The 20049-nt window shown below is 69.9% G+C and carries 21 protein-coding genes; 17 read left to right on the top strand and 4 right to left on the bottom strand.

What is annotated here, in order from left to right; translation table 11 throughout:
* Nucleotides 1-33 precede the first annotated feature (33 nt).
* The 8 genes from OG736_RS21800 to OG736_RS21765 all read left to right on the top strand — a co-directional run bounded on the left by OG736_RS21800 (nt 34) and on the right by OG736_RS21765 (nt 6818).
* The gene (locus OG736_RS21800; protein ID WP_327183932.1) at nt 34-261 is read left to right on the top strand and encodes a hypothetical protein; all 228 of its coding nucleotides are present in this window, start codon (nt 34-36) and stop codon (nt 259-261) included.
* Between the two features lie 56 nt (nt 262-317).
* Nucleotides 318-947: a hypothetical protein gene (locus tag OG736_RS21795; RefSeq protein ID WP_327183931.1), complete on the top strand. Its 630-nt coding sequence runs from the start codon at nt 318-320 to the stop codon at nt 945-947.
* A gap of 257 nt (nt 948-1204) precedes the next feature.
* Entirely contained in the window at nt 1205-2617 is a 1413-nt protein-coding gene (locus OG736_RS21790; RefSeq protein ID WP_327183930.1) for an ice-binding family protein, read from the top strand.
* A 199-nt stretch (nt 2618-2816) separates the two neighbouring features.
* Nucleotides 2817-3470: a DUF5819 family protein gene (locus OG736_RS21785; protein WP_327183929.1), complete on the top strand. Its 654-nt coding sequence runs from the start codon at nt 2817-2819 to the stop codon at nt 3468-3470.
* Nucleotides 3460-4656, top strand: a complete 1197-nt coding sequence (locus tag OG736_RS21780; protein ID WP_327183928.1) for an HTTM domain-containing protein — start codon at nt 3460-3462, stop codon at nt 4654-4656. Before OG736_RS21785 ends, OG736_RS21780 begins: the two co-directional genes overlap by 11 nt.
* 608 nt (nt 4657-5264) lie before the next feature.
* On the top strand, nt 5265-5447 hold the full coding sequence (locus OG736_RS21775) for a hypothetical protein (protein WP_327183927.1): 183 nt from the start codon (nt 5265-5267) through the stop codon (nt 5445-5447).
* Nucleotides 5437-6207 carry a DUF2637 domain-containing protein gene (locus tag OG736_RS21770; protein WP_327183926.1) on the top strand — a complete coding sequence of 257 codons (771 nt, stop codon included), beginning with the start codon at nt 5437-5439 and terminating at the stop codon, nt 6205-6207. Before OG736_RS21775 ends, OG736_RS21770 begins: the two co-directional genes overlap by 11 nt.
* 239 nt (nt 6208-6446) lie before the next feature.
* Complete coding sequence (locus OG736_RS21765; protein ID WP_327183925.1) at nt 6447-6818, top strand: VOC family protein; 372 nt, start codon at nt 6447-6449, stop codon at nt 6816-6818.
* Here OG736_RS21765 and OG736_RS21760 read toward each other — a convergent pair.
* Both OG736_RS21760 and OG736_RS21755 read right to left on the bottom strand, forming a co-directional pair.
* The gene (locus OG736_RS21760; RefSeq protein ID WP_327183924.1) at nt 6812-7120 is read right to left on the bottom strand and encodes a hypothetical protein; all 309 of its coding nucleotides are present in this window, start codon (nt 7118-7120) and stop codon (nt 6812-6814) included. The genes OG736_RS21765 and OG736_RS21760 overlap by 7 nt on opposite strands.
* Nucleotides 7121-7162: 42 nt before the next feature.
* A complete protein-coding gene (locus tag OG736_RS21755) occupies nt 7163-7660 on the bottom strand; it encodes a MarR family winged helix-turn-helix transcriptional regulator (protein WP_327183923.1) in 498 nt (165 codons plus the stop codon).
* A gap of 193 nt (nt 7661-7853) precedes the next feature.
* On the opposite strand from OG736_RS21755, the gene OG736_RS21750 reads away from it, so the two are divergent.
* The 9 genes from OG736_RS21750 (at nt 7854) to OG736_RS21710 (ending at nt 18545) form a co-directional block, all read left to right on the top strand.
* The gene (locus OG736_RS21750; protein ID WP_327183922.1) at nt 7854-8279 is read left to right on the top strand and encodes an HGxxPAAW family protein; all 426 of its coding nucleotides are present in this window, start codon (nt 7854-7856) and stop codon (nt 8277-8279) included.
* Nucleotides 8200-9075, top strand: coding sequence for a DUF2797 domain-containing protein (locus OG736_RS21745; protein ID WP_327183921.1), 876 nt, complete (start codon nt 8200-8202; stop codon nt 9073-9075). The genes OG736_RS21750 and OG736_RS21745 overlap by 80 nt, the downstream gene beginning before the upstream one ends.
* Before the next feature lie 225 nt (nt 9076-9300).
* Complete coding sequence (locus tag OG736_RS21740) at nt 9301-9675, top strand: antibiotic biosynthesis monooxygenase family protein (RefSeq protein ID WP_327183920.1); 375 nt, start codon at nt 9301-9303, stop codon at nt 9673-9675.
* Between the two features lie 156 nt (nt 9676-9831).
* Entirely contained in the window at nt 9832-10572 is a 741-nt protein-coding gene (locus tag OG736_RS21735; protein WP_020131327.1) for a response regulator transcription factor, read from the top strand.
* Entirely contained in the window at nt 10569-12194 is a 1626-nt protein-coding gene (locus tag OG736_RS21730) for a sensor histidine kinase (protein WP_327183919.1), read from the top strand. The genes OG736_RS21735 and OG736_RS21730 overlap by 4 nt, the downstream gene beginning before the upstream one ends.
* A 14-nt stretch (nt 12195-12208) precedes the next feature.
* Nucleotides 12209-13795, top strand: a complete 1587-nt coding sequence (locus tag OG736_RS21725; RefSeq protein ID WP_327183918.1) for a bifunctional glycosyltransferase family 2/GtrA family protein — start codon at nt 12209-12211, stop codon at nt 13793-13795.
* Nucleotides 13792-16014, top strand: a complete 2223-nt coding sequence (locus OG736_RS21720; protein ID WP_327183917.1) for a glycosyltransferase family 39 protein — start codon at nt 13792-13794, stop codon at nt 16012-16014. Before OG736_RS21725 ends, OG736_RS21720 begins: the two co-directional genes overlap by 4 nt.
* 138 nt (nt 16015-16152) lie before the next feature.
* Nucleotides 16153-17643, top strand: coding sequence for an MFS transporter (locus tag OG736_RS21715; RefSeq protein WP_327183916.1), 1491 nt, complete (start codon nt 16153-16155; stop codon nt 17641-17643).
* A gap of 137 nt (nt 17644-17780) precedes the next feature.
* Nucleotides 17781-18545: a TetR/AcrR family transcriptional regulator gene (locus OG736_RS21710; RefSeq protein WP_327183915.1), complete on the top strand. Its 765-nt coding sequence runs from the start codon at nt 17781-17783 to the stop codon at nt 18543-18545.
* A 96-nt stretch (nt 18546-18641) separates the two neighbouring features.
* On the opposite strand, the gene OG736_RS21705 is transcribed toward OG736_RS21710, so the two are convergent.
* Both OG736_RS21705 and OG736_RS21700 read right to left on the bottom strand, forming a co-directional pair.
* A complete protein-coding gene (locus OG736_RS21705; protein ID WP_327183914.1) occupies nt 18642-19112 on the bottom strand; it encodes a PPOX class F420-dependent oxidoreductase in 471 nt (156 codons plus the stop codon).
* A 49-nt stretch (nt 19113-19161) separates the two neighbouring features.
* Entirely contained in the window at nt 19162-19983 is an 822-nt protein-coding gene (locus OG736_RS21700; protein WP_327183913.1) for a YceI family protein, read from the bottom strand.
* Nucleotides 19984-20049: the final 66 nt, after the last annotated feature.

The following is a 20049-nucleotide window of genomic DNA, read 5'->3' as shown; positions in this document are numbered from 1 at the left end:
CCCGACACCCACACGCGTCCGGACAGAGGAGCCATGGCCCTTCCACAACTGAACGTCCACCGGTACGAACGCGGCACCCGCGCTCTGATCACCCTCACGGGAGAGATCGACCTGGCCACGGCACCGCCGGCGCGCGAAGCGCCGGCCGAGTGCCTGAGCGATGACATCCGCAGCAGCCTCCCTTCGTTCCCTGTCGTCTCGTTCCCGGTCGCCGGGGCGCGATCGGGTCGGATCTCCGCTGCCACGGGCAGTGCTCTGTGACGCCCCCGCTCGGCCGGCAGCAGCCGCCGCTCGGTGACGGCAGCACACCGTCCGCCATGGACGCGTTACGCGTGCGCCGGCTGAACCGCTGGCAGGCCGAGACCCTCAAGGAGGATCTGGCCGATCTGTACGTGGAGTCCTCCCGGGCGCAGCCCGGCGAGGGGTACCGGAGCCGGGAGGCGTTTCTGCGGCGGCTGACCGGCGCCGTCCGGCGGCCCGGCTTCGCCCTGCTGATCGCGGAGAACACCGCTTTCGCCGGGTGTGTCTACGGATTCCCGGTACGACGCGACGGTACGTGGTGGCGGGGGTTCGACGGGCCCCTCCCGCGGAGCGTCGAACAGCTCACGGCGTCGGGGCACGTCTTCGCGATCACCGAGACAGTGATCCACCCCCACACGGACGACCAGCGCCTGGCCCGCCGCCTTCAGTACCGCCTGCTCGCCGACCATCACGCCTCGCTCGGGGCGACGTTGGTGGAACAGGCCGACTCGGCGGTCCGCAACGCCTTCCTGTCGTGGGGCTGGCAGGACATCGGACTGGTTCGTCGGCCGTCGGACCAGCAGGCTCTCCGGCCGTCGGACCCTGTGGTGCACCGAGCCCTGGTCCTTCCGCTCGGGCTCGGGCCGAGTACGACCGCGCACCCGGACGGGCTCGCCCACGAGAACCGCACGCAGCGGCCCGGCTGACGAACGCCGTGCAGTGCGGTGCCGGCGGGGTCATCGCGTTGCCGACGGCTCCACGTGTTCGGGAGTGCGACGCATAGTCGGAAATGCGAATCAGAGTATTTACGGAGCGCTGTCCGCTGTTCGCGTGAGGGAGAAATACCCCTGTTTCGTTGCTGCCGGGGCCAGGATATTTCTGCGTAATATGCGGCAGCAGTGAAAAGGCTTCCGGGTGATCGGTAGGGCCCGGTACGCCACGGCCCCCACAGAAAATGGCTTTGATGAAGCTGAAGATCCCTCAAGCAGCTGACCGCCGCACTCTGTCCGGCTTGCTGGCCTCCGCCCTCGCGGCGACGGTTTCCGCTGCGATGGTCTTCCTGACGCCGACGGCGGCGTCGGCGATCGCATTGCCCGTACCTCTGGGCACCACCGCCACTTACTCCGTTCTGGCGGGTCAGGGAGTCACCAACACCGGCAACTCGGTGCTCGCCCACGACCTCGGGACGCACCCGAATCCGGCCATCACCGGATTCCCGCCCGGCCAGGTGGGAGGCGCCATCCACCCCGCGGACGCCGCGGCCCTCCAGGCCAAGGCCGACCTGCTCGTGGCGTACAACAACGCCGCCGGCCAGGCCGTGGACTTCGCGCTTCCGGCGGGAATCGGCGGAGGCCCGGCGCTGCTTCCCGGCGTCTACAAGGCCACAGCCGGTGTCGGCATCACCGGCGACCTGGTCCTGGACGGTCAGGGCAGCTCCGACGCGGTCTGGGTGTTCCAGATTCCTGAGTCCCTGACGACGGCGACCTCCAGCCGGATTCTCCTCACCAACGGCGCTTCGGCGTGCAACGTGTTCTGGCAGATCGGCGAGGATGCGTCGCTCGGCGTCACGACCAGCTTCGTGGGCACCCTCATGGCCGAGAACTCGATCACCGTGAACCAGGGAACGAACGTCGAGGGCCGGTTGCTGGCCCAGGTCGGTTCGGTGACCCTCAACAACAACAGGATCTTCCTCGGCGGGTGCGCGGCCTCCACCACGGGTGGAACGACGACGGGAACGACCACCGGCACCACCACGGGCACGACCACCGGCACCACCACGGGCACGACCACCAGCGGGGGGCTCCTCGGCGGCGGTCTCGTCAGCGGTGGCCTCGTCACCGGTGGCGTCCTGGGCGGGCCCATCGTCGGGACCGGCGGCACCTCGGGCAACACCGCCGGTAACTCGTCCGGAAACACCGCGGGCAACACCGCCGGGAACAACGCGGGCAACACCGCGGGGAACACCACCGGCGGGAACACCGCAGGCAACAGCGCCGGAAACACCACCGGCGGAAACGGCCCCGGCGGGAACGACCATGCGCCGGGCGGACCGGGCGGACCGGGCCACGGTGGCAACGGCGGCAACGGCGGCAACGGAAAGCATGACCACGGCGGCAAGCTCGACCTCGGTGAGTACATCCACCCCGGTAAGCCCGACCACGGCAAGCACGACCAGGGCCGGGAAGACCACGGCAAGCACGACCAGGGCCGGGAAGACCACGGCAAGTACGACCAGGGCCGGGAAGACCACGGCAAGTACGACCAGGGCCGGGAAGACCACGGCCAGGACGACCACGGCAAGCAGTCGGACGAGAACTTCGGCTACGACGACGTGCCCAGAAGCCACGAGGGCGACGCCCAGGGTCACGAGGGCTAGGCAGCGCACTGCGGTCGGTCCGCTCACCGGATGACGGCGCGCGGCGGAATTCACCTCGAGTCCGCCGCGCGCCGTCGGGGGCGGCCGACGCGGAAAGCAGGTGCGAGCAGCTGAAACGAGAAAGACAGGGTACGCGGTGTCGAGCGGAATTGACTCAGCGGATGTGAAGGAAGTCCCTCACTCCGAATCAGGTCCGGTCGTGCAGGAAAGTGCAGACGAGGCGGCCGCGCCGCCCAAGCTGCCGAGAGGTGCCCGTGCGCTGAAATCCGGACTGTGCGCCACCGTGGTCCTGTGCCTGGTGGCGAGTGTCGTTCACGTGCTTCTGGTGTTTCTCCACGTGGCACCGGCCAACACCGTCTCCAAGCGATACAGCCCGCTGATCAATGCATGGGTGTATCCCTTCTTCGAACAGAATTGGCGGCTTTTCGCTCCGGACCCCGAATCCGTCAACCGGCAGATTCTGGCGAGAACCGCGCACACCGGCCCCGACGGATCAGTTCAGGTGAGTCCCTGGTTCGACCTGACGGCCGTGGACCGCTCCGCGGTCGTGCATGATCCGTTCCCGAGCCACACGGCGCAGAACATGTTGCGCCGTGCCTGGGCCGGCTACGTCGACTCGCACGGCGGCGACGACAAGGCGCGCACCGAACGCGCCCTGATGATGCAGAAGTACCTCGGCAACATCGCCGCGGACCGCGCCGCCGCCCGCAAGAACGGCCCCTTCGACTTCATCCAGCTCCGCGTCGTCACACTGCCCATCCCCGTGACCGGCCCCGCCGCCGGCAATCGCCCGCCGACGCCGGCCGAGAACCGGCTCCTGCCCTGGTGGAAGGTGACCCGCCATGGAAAATGAGGCACAGAGGTCCGTGTCCGCCGGCGTCGACCGATGGCTCGCCGATCGGATCACGGTCGTGTGGGACCTCCTGACCGGCCGTCCGGTGTCCCTGTACGCGGCGTCGGTGCTGCGCATCGGCTACGGACTGCTCTACCTGATCTTTCTGCTGCGTGAGTTCCCGCACCGTGACGAGATCTGGGGCCCGGGTTCTGCGTGGACGCCCGCCCTGGCACACCAGCTCTTCGAACAGACGGGCTGGTTCAGCGTTCTGGTCCTGTCCGACAGCCGTGCCTACTTCGAGCTCTGCTATGTGCTGGCGCTGGTCACGGCCGCACTGTTCATGCTGGGCTGGCGAACCCGTGTCCTGTCGGTCCTCTTCGCCGTCGTGGTGACCTCGTTCCACGGCCGGGCGATCTTCATGACGGACGGGGGCGACAACCTGGTCCTGCTGATGTCCCTCTACCTCGTCCTCACCGCGTGCGGCCGGCGCTGGTCCCTGGACGCACGCAGAAACAGGCTGAAGGCGGCCCGTGCGGGCAGCGCGTCGGAACCGGGCGGAAGTCCCTTCGTCCGGCAACTCCGCGATGCCCGGACCATGTTGATCACGGTGGTGCACAACTGCGGCATGTTCGTCATCGCGGCGCAGGTCTGCTTTCTCTACGGTTCAGCCGGCCTGTACAAGGTCCAGGGAGCCTTCTGGGGCGGCGGCACCGCGCTCCACTACGTCCTGAACCTCGAACTGTTCCAGCCCTGGCCCGCCGTCTCGCACTTCGTGGACGAGTACACGCTCGTGGTCGCCGTGGCCGGATACCTGACCGTGCTTTTGCAGGTGGCCTTCCCGTTCGTGCTCTTCGGCAGGCTCAAGTATCCCGTCCTCGCCATGCTGCTGGGCATGCACATCGGCATCGCCGTGCTCATGGGGCTGCCTCTCTTCTCCGGCGCGATGATCGTCGCGGACGCCGTGTTCCTTCCCGACCGCTTCTACGCCTCCCTGCTTCACCTCTGTCGACGCGCGCTGCGGCGGACGGACGGCAGCCGGCCGGTGCCCGGACCAGCGGCACGCCCCGGAGCCGTACCCGCGCAGGGCGGGCCGGGCCGTGCGTCCGGCTCGACGCATCCAGTCGTGCTCCCGACAGGGCGGAAGGACACCATGTCTGCCGCCGAGCCCGCGTCCCCCGGTGCCCCCTCGGCAACGGCTGAGTGACCCTTCCACCGCGACAGGGCACGCGTGGCCATGCGCGCGTTCATGGCTGCTCCATCGCCTCGGAGGGGCGACCGGGCGGCCCCGGTACGGACAAAGGGGCGTAGGTCAGGCCTTCGAGGCGCGGCTACGGGAGCTCCTTCCGCCGGTCGGCGGGGAACGTCGCAAGGGCCGAGCGCCTCGCGCTCAACCCGCTGACGGCGCCCCCACATGCGCCGGTCCATCAAGGAACCGGGCGCCCGCGACCACGCCCCACGGTCGTCGTGGCCTGTCAGGCAGGCCTCTCCAGGTCGTCCGCGCCGTGTCCACCGGTGGCGAATCCTATTTATTGCTCAAGAGGAATCGAGAAGAAAACCTGCTCGACCCATAAAGTGCGGAGTGGGATTCGTCGGAAATAAATGAAGAAACGCTCTCCTTGTATTCCACGACGCCAGGGTCACTCATTTGCCGCGCATCTGGAGGAGGGGGAGCGGCGTTAGCGGGATATGACGAAAGCAAGGTCTCAGGGCCTGCCTCAACGCCACGCGAGGACGGATAATCTGCCTGCGGTCCGTGATCTGACAGTGCGGAAATATACTCTCCCGTCACGTGCGGCAAGCTCGGAGCCTGCGGTGCAGGGCACCGTGATCGGGGGCGGCGTGTTGGCCGAATGTCAGATCACCGAGCCACTGCTCCGTGAGTTCCTTGCGCTGCTGGAGGCGATCCAGGAGGAACTCAATTCGCGATGGAACGGCCAGGGGAACTTCGGCCGTCACGTGAACCATGCCCGACGGGCGCATTCCTATGAATCATGACTATGTAGATCCTTCCTTTGCGCATCGTGAATGGTATTCCGACGCATACTCCTACGGGTCGGGCACCGGCTGGAACGGTGGACCTGTCGACGGGGTGCACGCGGGGGTTTCCCTGACCCCACCCGACGCGGGCTGGGACCCGGTCGAGGAACTCGCCTACCTCATGCAGGAGGCTGTGCCGGCGGAGCAGACGGCCAGGGTGCCACCGCCTCGCAGCGAGCCCTCGTCCGGCGTCGACTTCACCGACCCGATGGAGGGCCTGGCGCAGATCACCGCTCAGCTGCCGCCCACCCGAGGCTCTTCTGCCGGGCATCGGAAGATGCGAGGGGGAAAATTCCGACGCAAGTGGCTGCAGACCGGCAGCTTCGTCATCGTCGCACTCGTTGCCGTCATGGTGGCGATGGTCAGCGTCTTCGGCGGCATGGTGGCCTACACGCCTCTGCAGAACATCACGTCCGGAACGGGAGGTGGAATGGTCCCGTCGTGGCCTCTTCTCGTGTACGGCCCCTGGACGGTGGCCTCTCTCTCCATCCTCCGGACTGCCTTGCATCAGCGCCGAGCCGTGCACTCATGGTTCATCGTTCTGCTCTTCTCCTCCGTTGCGATAATGCTGTGCGTAGCGCAGGCGGACAGGACCTTCACCGGTATCGCCGGGGCTTCCCTGCCGGCTCTCGCCTCTCTCGCATGCTTCCAGCAACTCGTCCGGCAAATCACGTTGACCCTGCCACCGAGACAGGGCACGCGCCGCCACCGCCAGTAGCTGCCGAATTCCGCCGGGGAACCGCAGCTCTGAAGGACAGGCTCCGCAGGGCTCCGGAGCCCTGGGCGTCACTGTCAGCAGCCGATTCGGCCCGAAGTCGTCGAATGGAACGCTTGCTCGGCGAAGGCCTGACAAGCTGACGGCCGAGGAAGACCCGCACGGTGTTGATCACGGTCGGCAGAGCGGCAAGGGCGCCGAAGCCGCATCCGTTCGTGAGGTTCGAGGGGAGATCGTCCGGCATGCCTGTCTCGCTGCATCACATCGTCATCGACGCTCATGATCTGCCCGGCCTGGCTCGGTTCTGGGCTGAGGTGTTGGGATGGCGGGTTCTGTCGGAGCGGGAGCGGGAGGTGGTGATCGGGGCGGACGAGGCGGCGCCGGTGGAGATCTGCTTCATGCCGGTGTCGGATCGCAAGGTCGTCAAGAACCGGCTGCATCTTGATCTGACGTCCGCGGCGGAGGACCGGGAGGCGGAGATCGAGCGGATCCTCGCACTCGGTGCTCGCAGGGCGGATGTCGGGCAGAGCGGCGACGAGTCGTGGGTCGTGCTGGCCGATCCGGAGGGGAACGAGTTCTGTGTGGTCCGTCCGAAGAAGAACCTCGTTCAGTAGACGATGACTCTCCAGCGCTCGACCCACAGCAGCCACGCGCCGCCCGTGCCGCGTACCTGGACGCGGTCGGGTTCCACCTGCCAGGCGGTGCCGTAGAGCGTGGCGTCGGGGAGGTCCACCCTGACGGTGTCGTGGACCTCCAGGTCGTCCTCGACCGGGCGGGTCCACGTATGCGCGCAGTGATCGCAGCCGTAGCGGACCACATCGCGTCCCGCGGCGGTCGTCGGGCTGCCGGGGCGGACCGCCTCGACGCGGCACCGAGGGCACGGGTCGGCCGTGTGTGCGCCTGCTGATCGGGACATCGTTCGATCCTGCTGCACGGCGACGAAGGACGGCAACCGCGATCAGCTGTCGTGGAGGCGGAGTTCCTCCCGGTAGGTGTTGGCCAGGGTGGTGGCGCGGGTGAACCAGTCCGTCAGGACGGCGGTCTCCTCGGCGGAGTAGTCCGCGAAGAGGGCGTCGAGGCGGGCGTAGTACGGCGCGTAGAAGGCGTGGACGCGGGCGACCGCGGAGGGGATCGCGGCGACGCGGACGCGGCGACGGTCCTCCGGGTCGGGGCGGCGGGTGACATAGCCGGCGCGTTCCAGGCGGTTGAGGATGCCGGTCACGGCGCCGGTCGTGACGTGGACGCGGGTCGCCAGGTCGCCGGCGGTGAGGAGGTCGTCGCCGGCCTGGATGACGTAGGCGAAGCAGGTCAGGTCGGTGACGTTCAGGCCCAGGCGCTGGGCCATCTCCTGCTGGCCGACCATGCTGGCCGCGATGAGGTCGTCCATCGCCGCGAGCGCTTGCGCGGGGGTGGCGGCGGGGCGGCCGTGGTGCGGCGGTGTCGGCGCGTCTGGCATCTCGGGGCTCTCTTGTTCCTGTTCCTGGCTGAGGAGTCTGCGCGGGGCTGCGGATCCGCGGGGCTGAGGGGTGCGGGTCTGCGGTCTGCGGTCTGCGGGGCGTTGGTTTCTGCTGGGTCCTTGTTATCTGCTTTCGGTTTCTCTTACCCTCTAAGAGGTTTAGTACTGCAACTTCTTAGAAGGTGAGGCAAGCGTGGCGGGTCACCTGTACGACGAGGGGCATACGGTCGCCGGCTGGACCGGCGTCGGCATCGTGACCGTCGGGACCGCCGTGGCGGGGGTGGGGGTGTGTGTCGTGTCCGGGGTTCTCCTGGCCGGCGGGCTCGTGGTCGTGGGGCTGGGCGCGTTGGTCACCTGGGGGCTGCATCTCGCCGGGTGGGGCAAGCCGCCGGGGGTGCGGCCGCGGGCGGAGTGGGGGATGCGGGTCCGGGATCCGTGGGCCCGGGACGGGCATCCGGGGTGCGTCGGATGCCGGCTCGCGGGGCGCGCGCCCAAGGCCTGGCCCGTGGTGTCAGTGCCTGGGCCTACCGTGGTGGGTGATGGCACAGGCATGGAAGTGCGCGGGGTTGCGGTGGTCGGCGGAGGGGCCGGAGCTGACGTGGGACGGGGGGCGTCGTAGTCCGTTGTCCTGGGGGAAGCGGATCTCCTTCGCGGTGGTCGACGGGGGCGTGCGGGAGTGTGCGGGGGCTCGGGGGCATGCGTGTCCCCGGCGGGTGGTGGTGCCGGGGAGGGGCGCGGGCGGGCGGTGCGAGGAGTGTGCGCGGCTGGACCGGGCGCACTCCGTCGCCGCGGACCGGGTCGCGGACGACCCGCGGCCGTACCGCGTGTACCTCGCGTGGTTCGGGCCCGGTCTGGTCAAGGTCGGGATCACGGCGGTCGAGCGGGGCTCGGTGCGGTTGCTGGAGCAGGGCGCCGTCTGCTTCAGCTGGCTCGGCAGCGGGCCGCTGATGGCCGCCCGGCGCACCGAGGAGCTGCTGCGGGCCGCTCTGCGGGTGCCGGACCGGATTCCGTACGCCGTGAAGCGTGCGGTGCGGGCCGCGCTGCCGGAAGCGGAGGCGGAACGGGCCGAAGAGATACGCGAGGTGTACGCGCGAGCCGTGGAACTGGGCGGCTGGCCCGAGTCGTTGGAGCGCTCGCCCTTCCGGCCGGTCGATCACGTGCGGGCGTTCGGGCTGGCCGGAGCGCCGCCCGCGCTCGGGGAGGTGGGTGAGCTCGTCCCCGGCGGAGCGGTGAGCGGGGAGCTCGTGGCGGCCGCCGGACCCGATCTGCACCTCGCGACCCCGGGCGGGGTGGTCGTGCTCGACACACGGTTGATGCGGGGGTGGCAGCTGGTGCCGGTTGCGGGTGGTGAACCCGCCTTTCCCGTGCGGCACTTCGAGGTCGCGGCGGACCATCGTCAGGACGGGCTGTTCTGAGGACGCGCGGGCCTACGACGAGTCGGGCAAGGAGCCGGCTCGGATGGCGAGTCGGCTCGGGCAGAGCGTCGGCTCGGGCAGAGTGTCGGCTCGGGCAGAGTGTCGGCTCGGGCAGAGCGTCGGCTCGGGTAAAGAGTCGGCTCGGGTAAAGAGTTGGATCCCGCCGGGATCCCTTTCGGCAAGCAGTGTGGACCGGAGTGGGGCGCCCGGCTGATCGTGGGTGACATGAGCGAACAGCGCGTGGCACCTGTTTCCGCATTTCAACCCCCCTACTACGCCGTGGTCTTCACCTCCCTGCGCACCGAGGGAGACGCCGGCTACGGAGAGACCGCCGAGCGGATGGGCGAGTTGGTCAAGGACGTCCCGGGGTTCCTGGGGGAGGACTCGGCCCGCACCCCGGGCGGACTCGCGATCACCGTCGCGTACTTCCGCGATCTCGACGGGATCGAGCAGTGGCGGACGCACGCCGAGCACCGGGCGGCCAAGGAGTACGGACGGGCGCACTGGTACGAGCGGTACTGCCTGCACATCGCCAAGGTGGAACACAGCCACGGGTTCGAGCGGACACCCCAGGCGATTCTCACGGAGCGCGCGTCCTGAGGGCGGCACAGCATGCCGTACCGGGCATACCGCCCTCCGAAGTCGATGCGGAGCAAAGGGTTCCCAGGTGTTGCCTGAGAGGTGCCTGTGCGTTTCTCAGGGAAATCACAGATTAGTGAAAGAGTGCTCTCAGGGGACCCGGCCAAGGTGTTCACCATGACCACGACCTCGCCCCAGGGGCGCACCGAACTGCTGAGGCCGGACGGGAGCCCCGTCCGAGTGCTTGTGGTGGACGACGAGCTGTCGATCACCGAACTGCTGTCCATGGCTCTGCGCTATGAGGGATGGCAGATCCGGAGTGCGGGAGACGGCACGGGTGCCATCCAGACCGCGCGGGAGTTCCGTCCCGACGCCGTCGTCCTGGACATGATGCTGCCCGACATGGACGGGCTGACCGTCCTGGGACGGCTGCGTCGTGAGCTGCCCGAGGTGCCGGTGCTGTTCCTGACGGCCAAGGACGCGGTCGAGGACCGGATCGCCGGTCTCACCGCGGGCGGCGACGACTACGTCACCAAGCCGTTCAGCCTCGAAGAGGTCGTGGCGCGGCTGCGTGGGCTCATCCGGCGCTCCGGTGCCGCCGACCGGCGCTCCGACTCGGTGCTCGTCGTCGGGGACCTCACCCTCGACGAGGACAGCCACGAGGTGTCGCGGGCCGGGGACAACATCCACCTGACCGCCACCGAGTTCGAGTTGCTGCGCTTCCTGATGCGCAACCCGCGGCGCGTGCTCAGCAAGGCCCAGATACTCGACCGTGTCTGGTCGTACGACTTCGGCGGTCAGGCCAACGTCGTCGAGCTGTACATCTCCTACCTGCGGCGGAAGATCGACGCAGGACGCGAACCGATGATCCACACCCGGCGCGGCGCCGGGTACCTGATCAAGCCCGCTGTGTCATGAGCGGGCGACGGCGACCGCGTGCGCAGAAGAGACGAGCGGGACAGCCGCGCACCCTGCGAACGCGGCTCGTCGTCGCGTCCGTGGCGTTGATCGCCGTCGTCTGTGCGGTGATCGGCACGGTGACGACCCTGGCGCTGCGGTCTCATCTGTACGACCAGCTCGGGGACAAGCTGCAGGACGTGTCGAGCCGCGCGGCCGGGATGGGCGGGCCGCCGGGCGGGATCAAGGAGGGGCAGCCCGGACAGAACACCACCGGGACCTCCGGCACCGTCGACCTCAAAGAGTTCGTGACGCGCGGCCCCCAGCCGCAGGGCACGGTGATCGCGAAGGTCGTGAACGGGAGCATCACCGACTCCAAGGTCGGCAAGAAGGACTCCACCAGCACCGACATCAACCCCATGGTGGACAAGAACCTGAGTGAGGCCCAGGAGGCCGCCCTCGGCACCGTCGCCCAGGACCGCTCGTCGCACAGCATCGAGATTCCCGGGCTGGGCGACTACCTCGTCCAGTACGTCTCCGGAGACAAGGGCTCCTACTACGTCGCCATCCCGACCCAGGACACCGACAGCACCATCACCACCCTCATCCTCGTCGAACTGAGCGTCACCGCCGCCGGTCTCGTGGCCGCCGGCATCGCCGGCTACGTCATGGTCGGAGTGGCCACCCGCCCCCTCCGCAGGGTCGCCGCCACCGCCACCCGGGTCTCCGAACTCCCCCTGCACACCGGCGAGGTCAACCTCAGCGAGCGGGTGCCCGAGGCCGAGACCGATCCGCACACCGAGGTCGGGCAGGTCGGGGCCGCGCTCAACCGGATGCTGAACCATGTCCACGGCGCCCTGCACGCCCGCCAGGAGAGCGAGATGCGGGTCCGCCAGTTCGTCGCGGACGCCAGTCACGAGCTCCGTACGCCGCTCGCCTCCATCAGGGGATACGCCGAGCTGACCCGGCGCGGCCGGGAAGAGGTCGGGCCCGACACCCGGCACGCCCTCGGGCGTATCGAGTCCGAGGCCGGCCGGATGACCTTCCTCGTCGAGGACCTGCTCCTGCTCGCCCGGCTCGACGCGGGGCGCCCCTTGCAGTTCGAGCAGACCGACCTGGTTCCGCTGGTCATCGACACCATCAGCGACGCCCGTGCAGCCGGACGCGACCACGTCTGGCGCCTCGAACTTCCCGACGAGCCCGCGCTCGTCTCCGCCGACGCGGCACGCCTGCAACAGGTCCTCGTCAACCTCCTCGCCAACGCCCGGACGCACACCGCGCCCGGTACGACCGTCACCGCACGTGTGCAGCGCCGCGGGCCGTGGCTGTGCGTGGACGTCCAGGACAACGGTCAGGGCATCCCGGCCGATCTGCTCCCGCATGTGTTCGAACGGTTCGCCCGAGGCGACTCCGCGCGCTCCCGCAACACCGGTTCGACCGGCCTCGGCCTCGCCATCGTGCAGGCCGTGGCGACCGCGCACGGCGGCGCCGTGACGGTGGACAGCGTGCCCGGACAGACCGTCTTCACCGTGCATTTGCCCGCCCTTGCCCCCGCCGTTCCCCAGCCCTCCCCCGAAACGAACTGGCAACTCGACTCACAGGTCGAGCACAGTGCCACCACATGGGTGCAACAGGGCGCCTGACGAAAGTCGATGTCATGCGAACCGACTCTTCTCCCGGCACCCTGCCGGCGCGGGAGCACCTCCCGGCCGACACCGCCGGTACGCCTGTCCTGGACGTAGTGATCCCCGTCTACAACGAGGAGAAGGACCTCCAGCCGTGCGTCCGGAGACTGCACGACCATCTGACGCGAACGTTCCCGTACTCCTTCCGCATCACGATCGCGGACAACGCGTCGACGGACACCACCCCTCTGGTGGCGCAGCGGCTGGAAGCGCGCATCCCGGAGGTCAGGAACTTCCGGCTCGAGCAGAAGGGCCGCGGCCGTGCGCTGCGGACCGTCTGGTCGGCCTCGGACGCCCCGATCCTCGCGTACATGGACGTGGACCTGTCCACCGACCTCAACGCGCTGCTGCCGCTGGTGGCACCGCTGATCTCCGGCCACTCGGATCTGGCGATCGGCTCCCGGCTGGCCCGTAGCTCCCGCGTGGTGCGCGGGCCGAAGCGGGAGTTCATCAGCCGCGCCTACAACCTCATCCTGCGCGGCTCGCTCCAGGCCCGCTTCTCGGACGCGCAGTGCGGGTTCAAGGCGATCCGGCGTGATGTCGCACAGATTCTGCTCCCGCTGGTGGAAGACACCGGCTGGTTCTTCGACACTGAGATGCTGGTACTCGCCGAACGTGCCGGCCTTCGTATCCACGAGGTGCCGGTCGACTGGGTCGACGACCCGAACTCCACGGTGCACATCGTGAAGACGGCGACGGACGACCTGAAGGGGGTATGGCGCGTGGGCCGGGCGCTGGCCACCGGTTCGCTTTCCCTGGACCGGCTGACCAGGCCGTTCGGCGACGACCCCCGCGACCGCGACATCATGGACGTACCCAAGGGCCTGGCCCGCCAGCTTGTCGGCTTCTGTGTCGTGGGTGGCCTCTCCACCCTCTTCTACCTCCTGCTCTACACCGTGTTCCGCCAGTTCGGCGGATCCCAGGTCGCCAACGCGCTGGCGCTGCTGGTGTCGGCCGTCGCCAACACCGCCGCCAACCGCCGGCTCACCTTCGGGGTGCGCGGCCCCGGCGGGGCCGTCAAGCACCAGGCCCAGGGTCTGGTCGTCTTCGGCATCGGCCTCGCGCTGACCAGCGGCTCGCTCTTCGCCCTGAACACGGCGACGTCGAGCCCCGCGCACTCCACCGAACTGGCGGTGCTGATCGCCGCCAACCTCGCGGCGACCGTGCTGCGCTTCCTGCTCTTCCGCGTCTGGGTGTTCTCCGACCGGCGCGAGGGCGACGAGCCGACGAACGGCGTGACGGCCGCCCCGGGCACCTCCGCCCCGGGCGCCTCCGGCCCGGCCCCCCGCGCCTCCGCTCCCGGCGCCTCCTTCCCGCGCGCCTCCGCACCGACGTACCCGACCGGCGCTCCGCAGGCCGGCGCCCAGCAGGCCGGTGCTCCGCAGGCCGGCGGCCCGTCCGTGCCGCTGCCGCAGCGGCACATCGTGCACCCGCACGACCACAACACGACCACTCAGTTCCGCGCCGGCGAAGCCGCGGACGGCACCTGGAGGGACGCGACCATGCAGATGCTGCCGGTCCGCCGCCCCCAAGACACCGACCCGGGGGACGCCCGATGAGCACCGACATCGACCGGACGACGACGACCTGGGATCCGCCGCCGACCGCGGCGCCGGTCGGCACGCATCCCGACGCCCGGGAGGCGGCCGTCCCGGCCCCCGAGGCGGGTGAGCCGAAGCAGCCCTGGCATCGCAGACTGTGGCGCGGCCGCCCCGAGGACCCCCGCTGGGCCCGCCCGGCCTTCCTCGGCCTGCTGGCCGCCACCCTCCTGCTCTACCTGTACAACCTGAGCGCCTCGGGCTACGCCAACTCCTTCTATTCCGCGGCCGTCCAGGCCGGCAGCCAGAGCTGGAAGGCCCTGTTCTTCGGCTCGCTGGACGCGGGCAACGCCATCACCGTCGACAAGCCCCCGGCCTCGCTGTGGCCGATGGCGCTGTCGGTCAGGCTCTTCGGTCTGAACTCGTGGGCGATCCTCGTCCCCGAGGTGCTGATGGGCGTCGGCTCGGTCGCCGTCGTGTACGCCTCGGTGCGCCGCCGGTTCAGTGCCGCGGCCGGTCTGATCGCGGGCGCCGTGCTGGCGCTGACGCCGGTCGCCGCGCTGATGTTCCGGTTCAACAACCCGGACGCGATGCTGGCCCTGCTGATGGCCGTGGCCTGCTACACGGTGGCCCGCGCGCTGGAGGACGGCCGGACGAAGTGGCTGGTGTGGGCCGGGGTCGCGATCGGCTTCGCGTTCCTCGCCAAGACCCTCCAGGCCTTCCTGATCCTGCCGCCGCTGGCGATCGTGTACGCGGTGTGCGCCCCGGTGGGCCTGAAGAAGCGGTTCGGCCAGCTGGCCGTCGCCACCGGCGCGCTGATCGTGTCCGGCGGCTGGTGGGTGGCGATCGTCGAGCTGTGGCCGGCCTCCTCCCGCCCGTACATCGGCGGCTCGCAGAACAACTCCTTCCTGGAGCTGACCTTCGGCTACAACGGTCTCGGCCGCCTGAACGGCGAGGAGACCGGCAGCGTCGGTGGCGGTGGCGGCGGAGGCACCGGCCAGTGGGGTGAGACCGGCTGGGACCGGATGTTCAACTCCGAGATCGGCGGCCAGATCTCCTGGCTGCTGCCGGCCGCGCTGATCCTGCTGGTCGGCGGTCTGGTGGCCACGCGGAAGCTGAAGCGGACGTCGACGACCCGCGGGCTGTTCCTGGTGTGGGGCGGCTCGCTGCTGATCACCACGGTCGTCTTCAGCTATATGGCGGGAATCTTCCACCAGTACTACACGGTGGCCCTCGCTCCCTACATGGCGGCCGTGATCGGCATGGGCGCGGGTCTGCTGTGGGAGAAGCGGTCCGAGCTGTGGGCCTCGATCACCCTCGCGGCCTCGGTCGTCGCGGCGGCGTCCTGGTCGTACGTCCTGCTCAACCGCACCTCCGACTACCTGCCCTGGCTGAAGTGGCTGGTGCTGATCGGCGGCCTGGCCGCCGCGCTCGGCCTGACCTTCGCGGGCCGCATCAACCGTCAGCTCGCCCTCGCGGCGGCCTCCGTGGGCCTGGTGGCCGCGCTGGCCGGACCGACGGCGTACACCATCAGCACGCTCCAGGAGGGCCACACCGGTTCCATCGTGACCGCCGGTCCGTCCGGCGCGAGCATGATGGGCGGCGGCGGCCCGGGTGGCGGCGGTGGCGGTGGCCGAGGCGGCTTCGGCGGCGGCCAGAACCAGAACGGCAACGGCAACACGCAGAACCAGGGCCAGGGCCAGAACCAGCAGGGTGGCGGCACCGGCGGCTTCCCCGGCGGGGGCATGCCCGGCCAGAACCAGCAGAACGGCAACGGCAGTACGCAGGGCCAGGGTCAGAACCAGCAGGGCGGTCCCGGCGGCCAGACCGGCGACGGCGGCGGCATGGGCGGCGGTGGCGGTGTCGGAGGTCTGCTCAACGGCGCCTCGGTCACCGACGAGGCCAAGAAGCTGCTGGAGGCCGACTCCGGCAAGTACACCTGGGCGGCGGCCGCGATCGGCGCCCAGAACGCCGCGAGCTACCAGCTCGCCACGGGTGACGCGGTGATGGCGATCGGCGGCTTCAACGGCACCGACCCGTCCCCGACGCTGGCGCAGTTCAAGCAGTACGTGACCGACGGCAAGATCCACTACTTCATCAGCAGTGGCTCCGGCGGCGGCATGAGCGGCAGCAGCGACGGCACGTCCTCGCAGATCACCTCCTGGGTCGAGGCCAACTTCAAGAAGGTGACGGTCGGTTCGGCCACCTTCTACGACCTGACGCAGAAGGCGAGCAGCTGACGCCTCGCGGGTTTCGCAGGTGAGGAAGGGCGGTGACCACGGTCGCCGCCCTTCCCCGTGTTCGCTCCTCGCGTCCCCGCCGCATGTCCCGAACAACTTTGTTGTACAGCGTATGGGGACAGCTCTACGGTGTAGAACATGACTACGTCCCCGACCCCGTCCCTCCTGGGAAGCTCTCCCGGCCATCCCCAGCGCTGGCTGATCCTCGGTGTCATCTGCCTCGCGCAGCTCACCGTGCTGCTCGACAACACCGTCCTGAACGTCGCGATCCCCTCACTCACCCGGGAGCTGGACGCGGCCACCGCCGACATCCAGTGGATGATCAACGCGTACTCGCTGGTGCAGTCCGGTCTGCTGCTCACCGCAGGCAGCGCCGCCGACCGCTACGGCCGTAAGAAGATGCTGGTCGCGGGTCTGGCACTGTTCGGCATCGGTTCGCTGGCGGCCGGTCTGTCGGAGACCACCGCCCAACTGATCGCGGCGCGGGCCGGTATGGGTGTGGGCGGGGCGCTGCTGTTCACCACCACCCTCGCCGTGGTGATGCAGGTCTTCGTGTCCGAGGAGCAGCCGAAGGCGATCGGCGTCTGGGCCGCGGTGAACTCGCTGGGCTTCGCGACCGGACCGCTCATCGGCGGCTTCGTGCTCAACCACTTCTGGTGGGGCGCGATATTCTTGATCAACCTGCCGGTGGCGGCGCTGGGCCTGGTGGCCGTCGTCGCCCTGGTCCCCGAGACGAAGAACCCGCAGGGCGACCGTCCCGATCTGCTCGGCGCGTTCCTGTCGACCGTCGGGATGACCTCGCTGGTCTTCTCGATCATCTCCGGCCCCTCGCACGGCTGGGCCTCGTCGCGGGTCCTGGTGAGCGCGGGGCTGGCGGTCGTCGTCCTCGCTCTGTTCGCCTACTGGGAGACGAGGATCCCGTATCCCATGCTCGACCTGGCGTTCTTCCGCGACCGACGGTTCACGGGCGCGGTCGCCGGCGCGGTGCTGGTCACCTTCGGGATGGGTGGCGCGCTGTTCCTGCTCACCCAGCAGCTTCAGTTCGTCCTCGGCTACGGCCCGTTGGAGGCGGGCCTGCGGACCGCGCCGCTGGCGCTGACCGTGGTGGCCCTCAACTTCACCGGACTGTCGGCGAAGGTGATGGCCAGGCTCGGTGGCCCGGTGTCGGTGCTGGTGGGGATGGCGCTGGTGGCGGGAGGCCTGACGGCCGTCGCCACGCTCGCCTCCGGCGGCTACTCCGGGATGCTGATCGGGCTGCTGCTCATCGGCGCCGGGACGTCGGTCGCCAGCCCGGCGATGGCGTACGCGATCATGAGCTCGATCCCGCCGGCGAAGGCGGGGGTGGGCGCGGGCGTCAACGGGACGCTGGCGGAGTTCGGCACCGGGCTGGGGGTCGCCGTGCTCGGCGCCGTGCTGAACGCGCGGTTCGCGGCGGTGTCCCTGCCGGTGGCGCTGGCGGCGGCGAACTCGGTGGCGGAGAAGGCGCGGGTGATCGACTCGTTCTCCTCCGGGTTGGAGGTCAGCCTCCTGATCGGGGCGGCCGCCGTACTGCTGGGCGGGGTGGTGGCCGCGGCCCTGCTGACCCGGGCGGAGCGCAGGGAGGAGCCGTCGGTGCCCGCCGCCGCGTGAGGACGGGGGGATCCGGCATGCCGAGCCCGGTCGGTTTGCCGGCGCGACGGAGTCGCATGTCAGGGCGGTCCCCCGCGCCACGACGGCAGGCCTCGGCCTAGCATCTTCCCCAGTTACCGGAAGGAAGGTGCCTTGCCATGGCCGAGACCGCCAAGGGCGCCGCGCATCGCAGTGTGTGGCTGGAGGGCAGGGCGCGTCGGCGTGGCCGTGGCGGGGGGCAGCCCTCCGGACTGGACCGGGACCGGATCACGGAGGCCACCGTGCGGCTCCTGGACGCGGAGGGGCTCGCCAAGTTCTCCATGCGGCGGCTCGCGGCCGAGCTGAACGTGACGGCGATGTCCGTGTACTGGTACGTCGACACCAAGGACGACCTCCTCGAACTCGCCCTGGACAGCGCCTTCGGCGAGCTGACGGCGCTGCCCGACCCCACGGACGAGGACGCGGACTGGCGTGAGCAGCTGCGCGCGCTGGCGACGGAGTACCGCGGGCTGCTGGTCCGCCATCCGTGGCTGTCCCCGCTGGCCGGCCACTACCTCAACATCGGCCCGAACTCGCTCGTCTTCTCCCGCACGGTCCAGCAGGTCGTCCGCCGCACCGGCCTGCCCGCGTACGGCATCACCGGCGCGATCTCGGCCGTCTTCCAGTTCGTGTACGGCTACGGCACGATCGAGGGCCACTTCTTCGCGCGGGTCGCGGACACCGGTCTGACTCCGGACGAGTACTTCCACCAGGCCATGACCGCGACGGCCGGCGCCCCGCAGACCGCCGAGATCATCGAGGAGTCGAAGGCCCTCATGGAGGCCCGTGGCGGCGACACGGTCGAGGAAATGATGAGCCGCGACTTCACCTTCGCCCTGGACCTGCTGATCGCAGGCATCGAGGCCATGGTGAAACGCGGCTGATCCCCGGGCTCCGTGGCCCGGCGGCCTCGGGCCTCCTGGCTCGGGCCTCGGGGCATCTGGCCCGGCGGCCTCGGGGTTCCCGGCCCGCCGGCCCCCCTACTGGTCGGTGACCAGTCGGGCCGGGAAGCCGCCGGTTGCGATCGGGCCCCATCGCTCAGGGGTGACCCGGATGATCGACTTGCCCTGCTTCAGCATGGCCCGGCGGTACTCGTCCCAGTCCGGGTGCTCGCCGGCGATGTTGCGGTAGTACTCCACGAGCGGCTCGACGGAGTCGGGCGTGTCGATCACCTCGGCGTTGCCGTCGACCTGGACCCACGGCCCGTTCCAGTCGTCGCTGAGCACGAGCACGGCGACCCGCTCGTCCCGCTTGGCGTTGCGCGTCTTGGCCCGCTCGGGGTAGGTGGAGACGACGATCCGCCCCGAGTCGTCGACCCCGCAGGTCAGCGGCGAGGCCTGGGAGCTGCCGTCGGCGCGCCGGGTCAGCAGGATCGCGCGGTGCCGGGGCCGTACGAAGTCGAGCAACTCGTCCAGGGAGACCTTGGTGTTCGTCGCGATGTTCGGTGCCATGGCGTCAGCCTAGGCGCAGCGGTGCCCGTTCCGGCTGACCCTGCCGTGCCTACGCCTGGGGCAGCGCGTCGCCCTGCACCGCCTGGACGTCCAGCTCCACCTTCAGGGTCGTGCCGATGGCCGCGATGCCCGCCTGCACGACCTGGTTGTAGTTCATCGCGAAGTCCTCGCGGTGCAGCTCCGTCGTGGCCCGGAAGGCGGCCCGGGTGCCGCCCCAGGGGTCGGAGCCGGTGCCCAGGTAGGCGAGGTCCAGGTCGACGGGACGGGCGACGCCGTGCAGGGACAGCTCGCCGTGGACGGTCCAGCGGTCCGGGCCCGCCGGGGTCAGGCCGGCGGAGCGGTAGGTGATCTCCGGGTACGTCTCGACGTCCAGGAAGTCCACCGAGCGCAGGTGGGTGTCGCGCATGGCGTTGCCGGTGTCGATGGACGCCGCCCGGATCACCGCGTCCACGCGGGACTTGGCGATGTCGTCCGGGGCGACATCGATCGCCGCCGAGAACTCGGTGAACCGTCCGCGCACGCTGGAGATGCCCAGGTGCTGGGCGACCGCGCCTACGGCGGAGTGCGCCGGGTCGGCGGTCCAGGGCCCGGGCGGGGGCAGTTCCGTGCCGCCCTGCCGGGCCAGGGTCACCGTCCCCACCTCCGCGCGGCCGCTTGCCGTCACGATCGCGCTGGACGCCGCGGGCGCGTACCCGACGGCCGTGACGATGACGGTGTACGCACCCGGGGCGAGCGCGGTCGCGTCCCGTACGGCTCCTTCCCCGTCGGCCTCGGCGCGCAGCACCTGGCCGCCCGCCGTGTCGGTCACCGTGACGACCGCGTGCGACACGGCCCACCCGTCCCGCGTACGGATCTTCGCGGTCAGTCCCATCTGATGTACTCCTCGAACTGGAACCGGCCCGGTGCGGGGCAGAAACCCCCGCACCGGGCCGGAGCC

This window comes from Streptomyces sp. NBC_01334, assembly GCF_035983595.1.
Lineage (GTDB): Bacteria > Actinomycetota > Actinomycetes > Streptomycetales > Streptomycetaceae > Streptomyces > Streptomyces coriariae.
The sequence above is the reverse complement of the archived record's forward strand: the minus strand, read 5'-3'. Positions and strand labels throughout refer to the sequence as shown.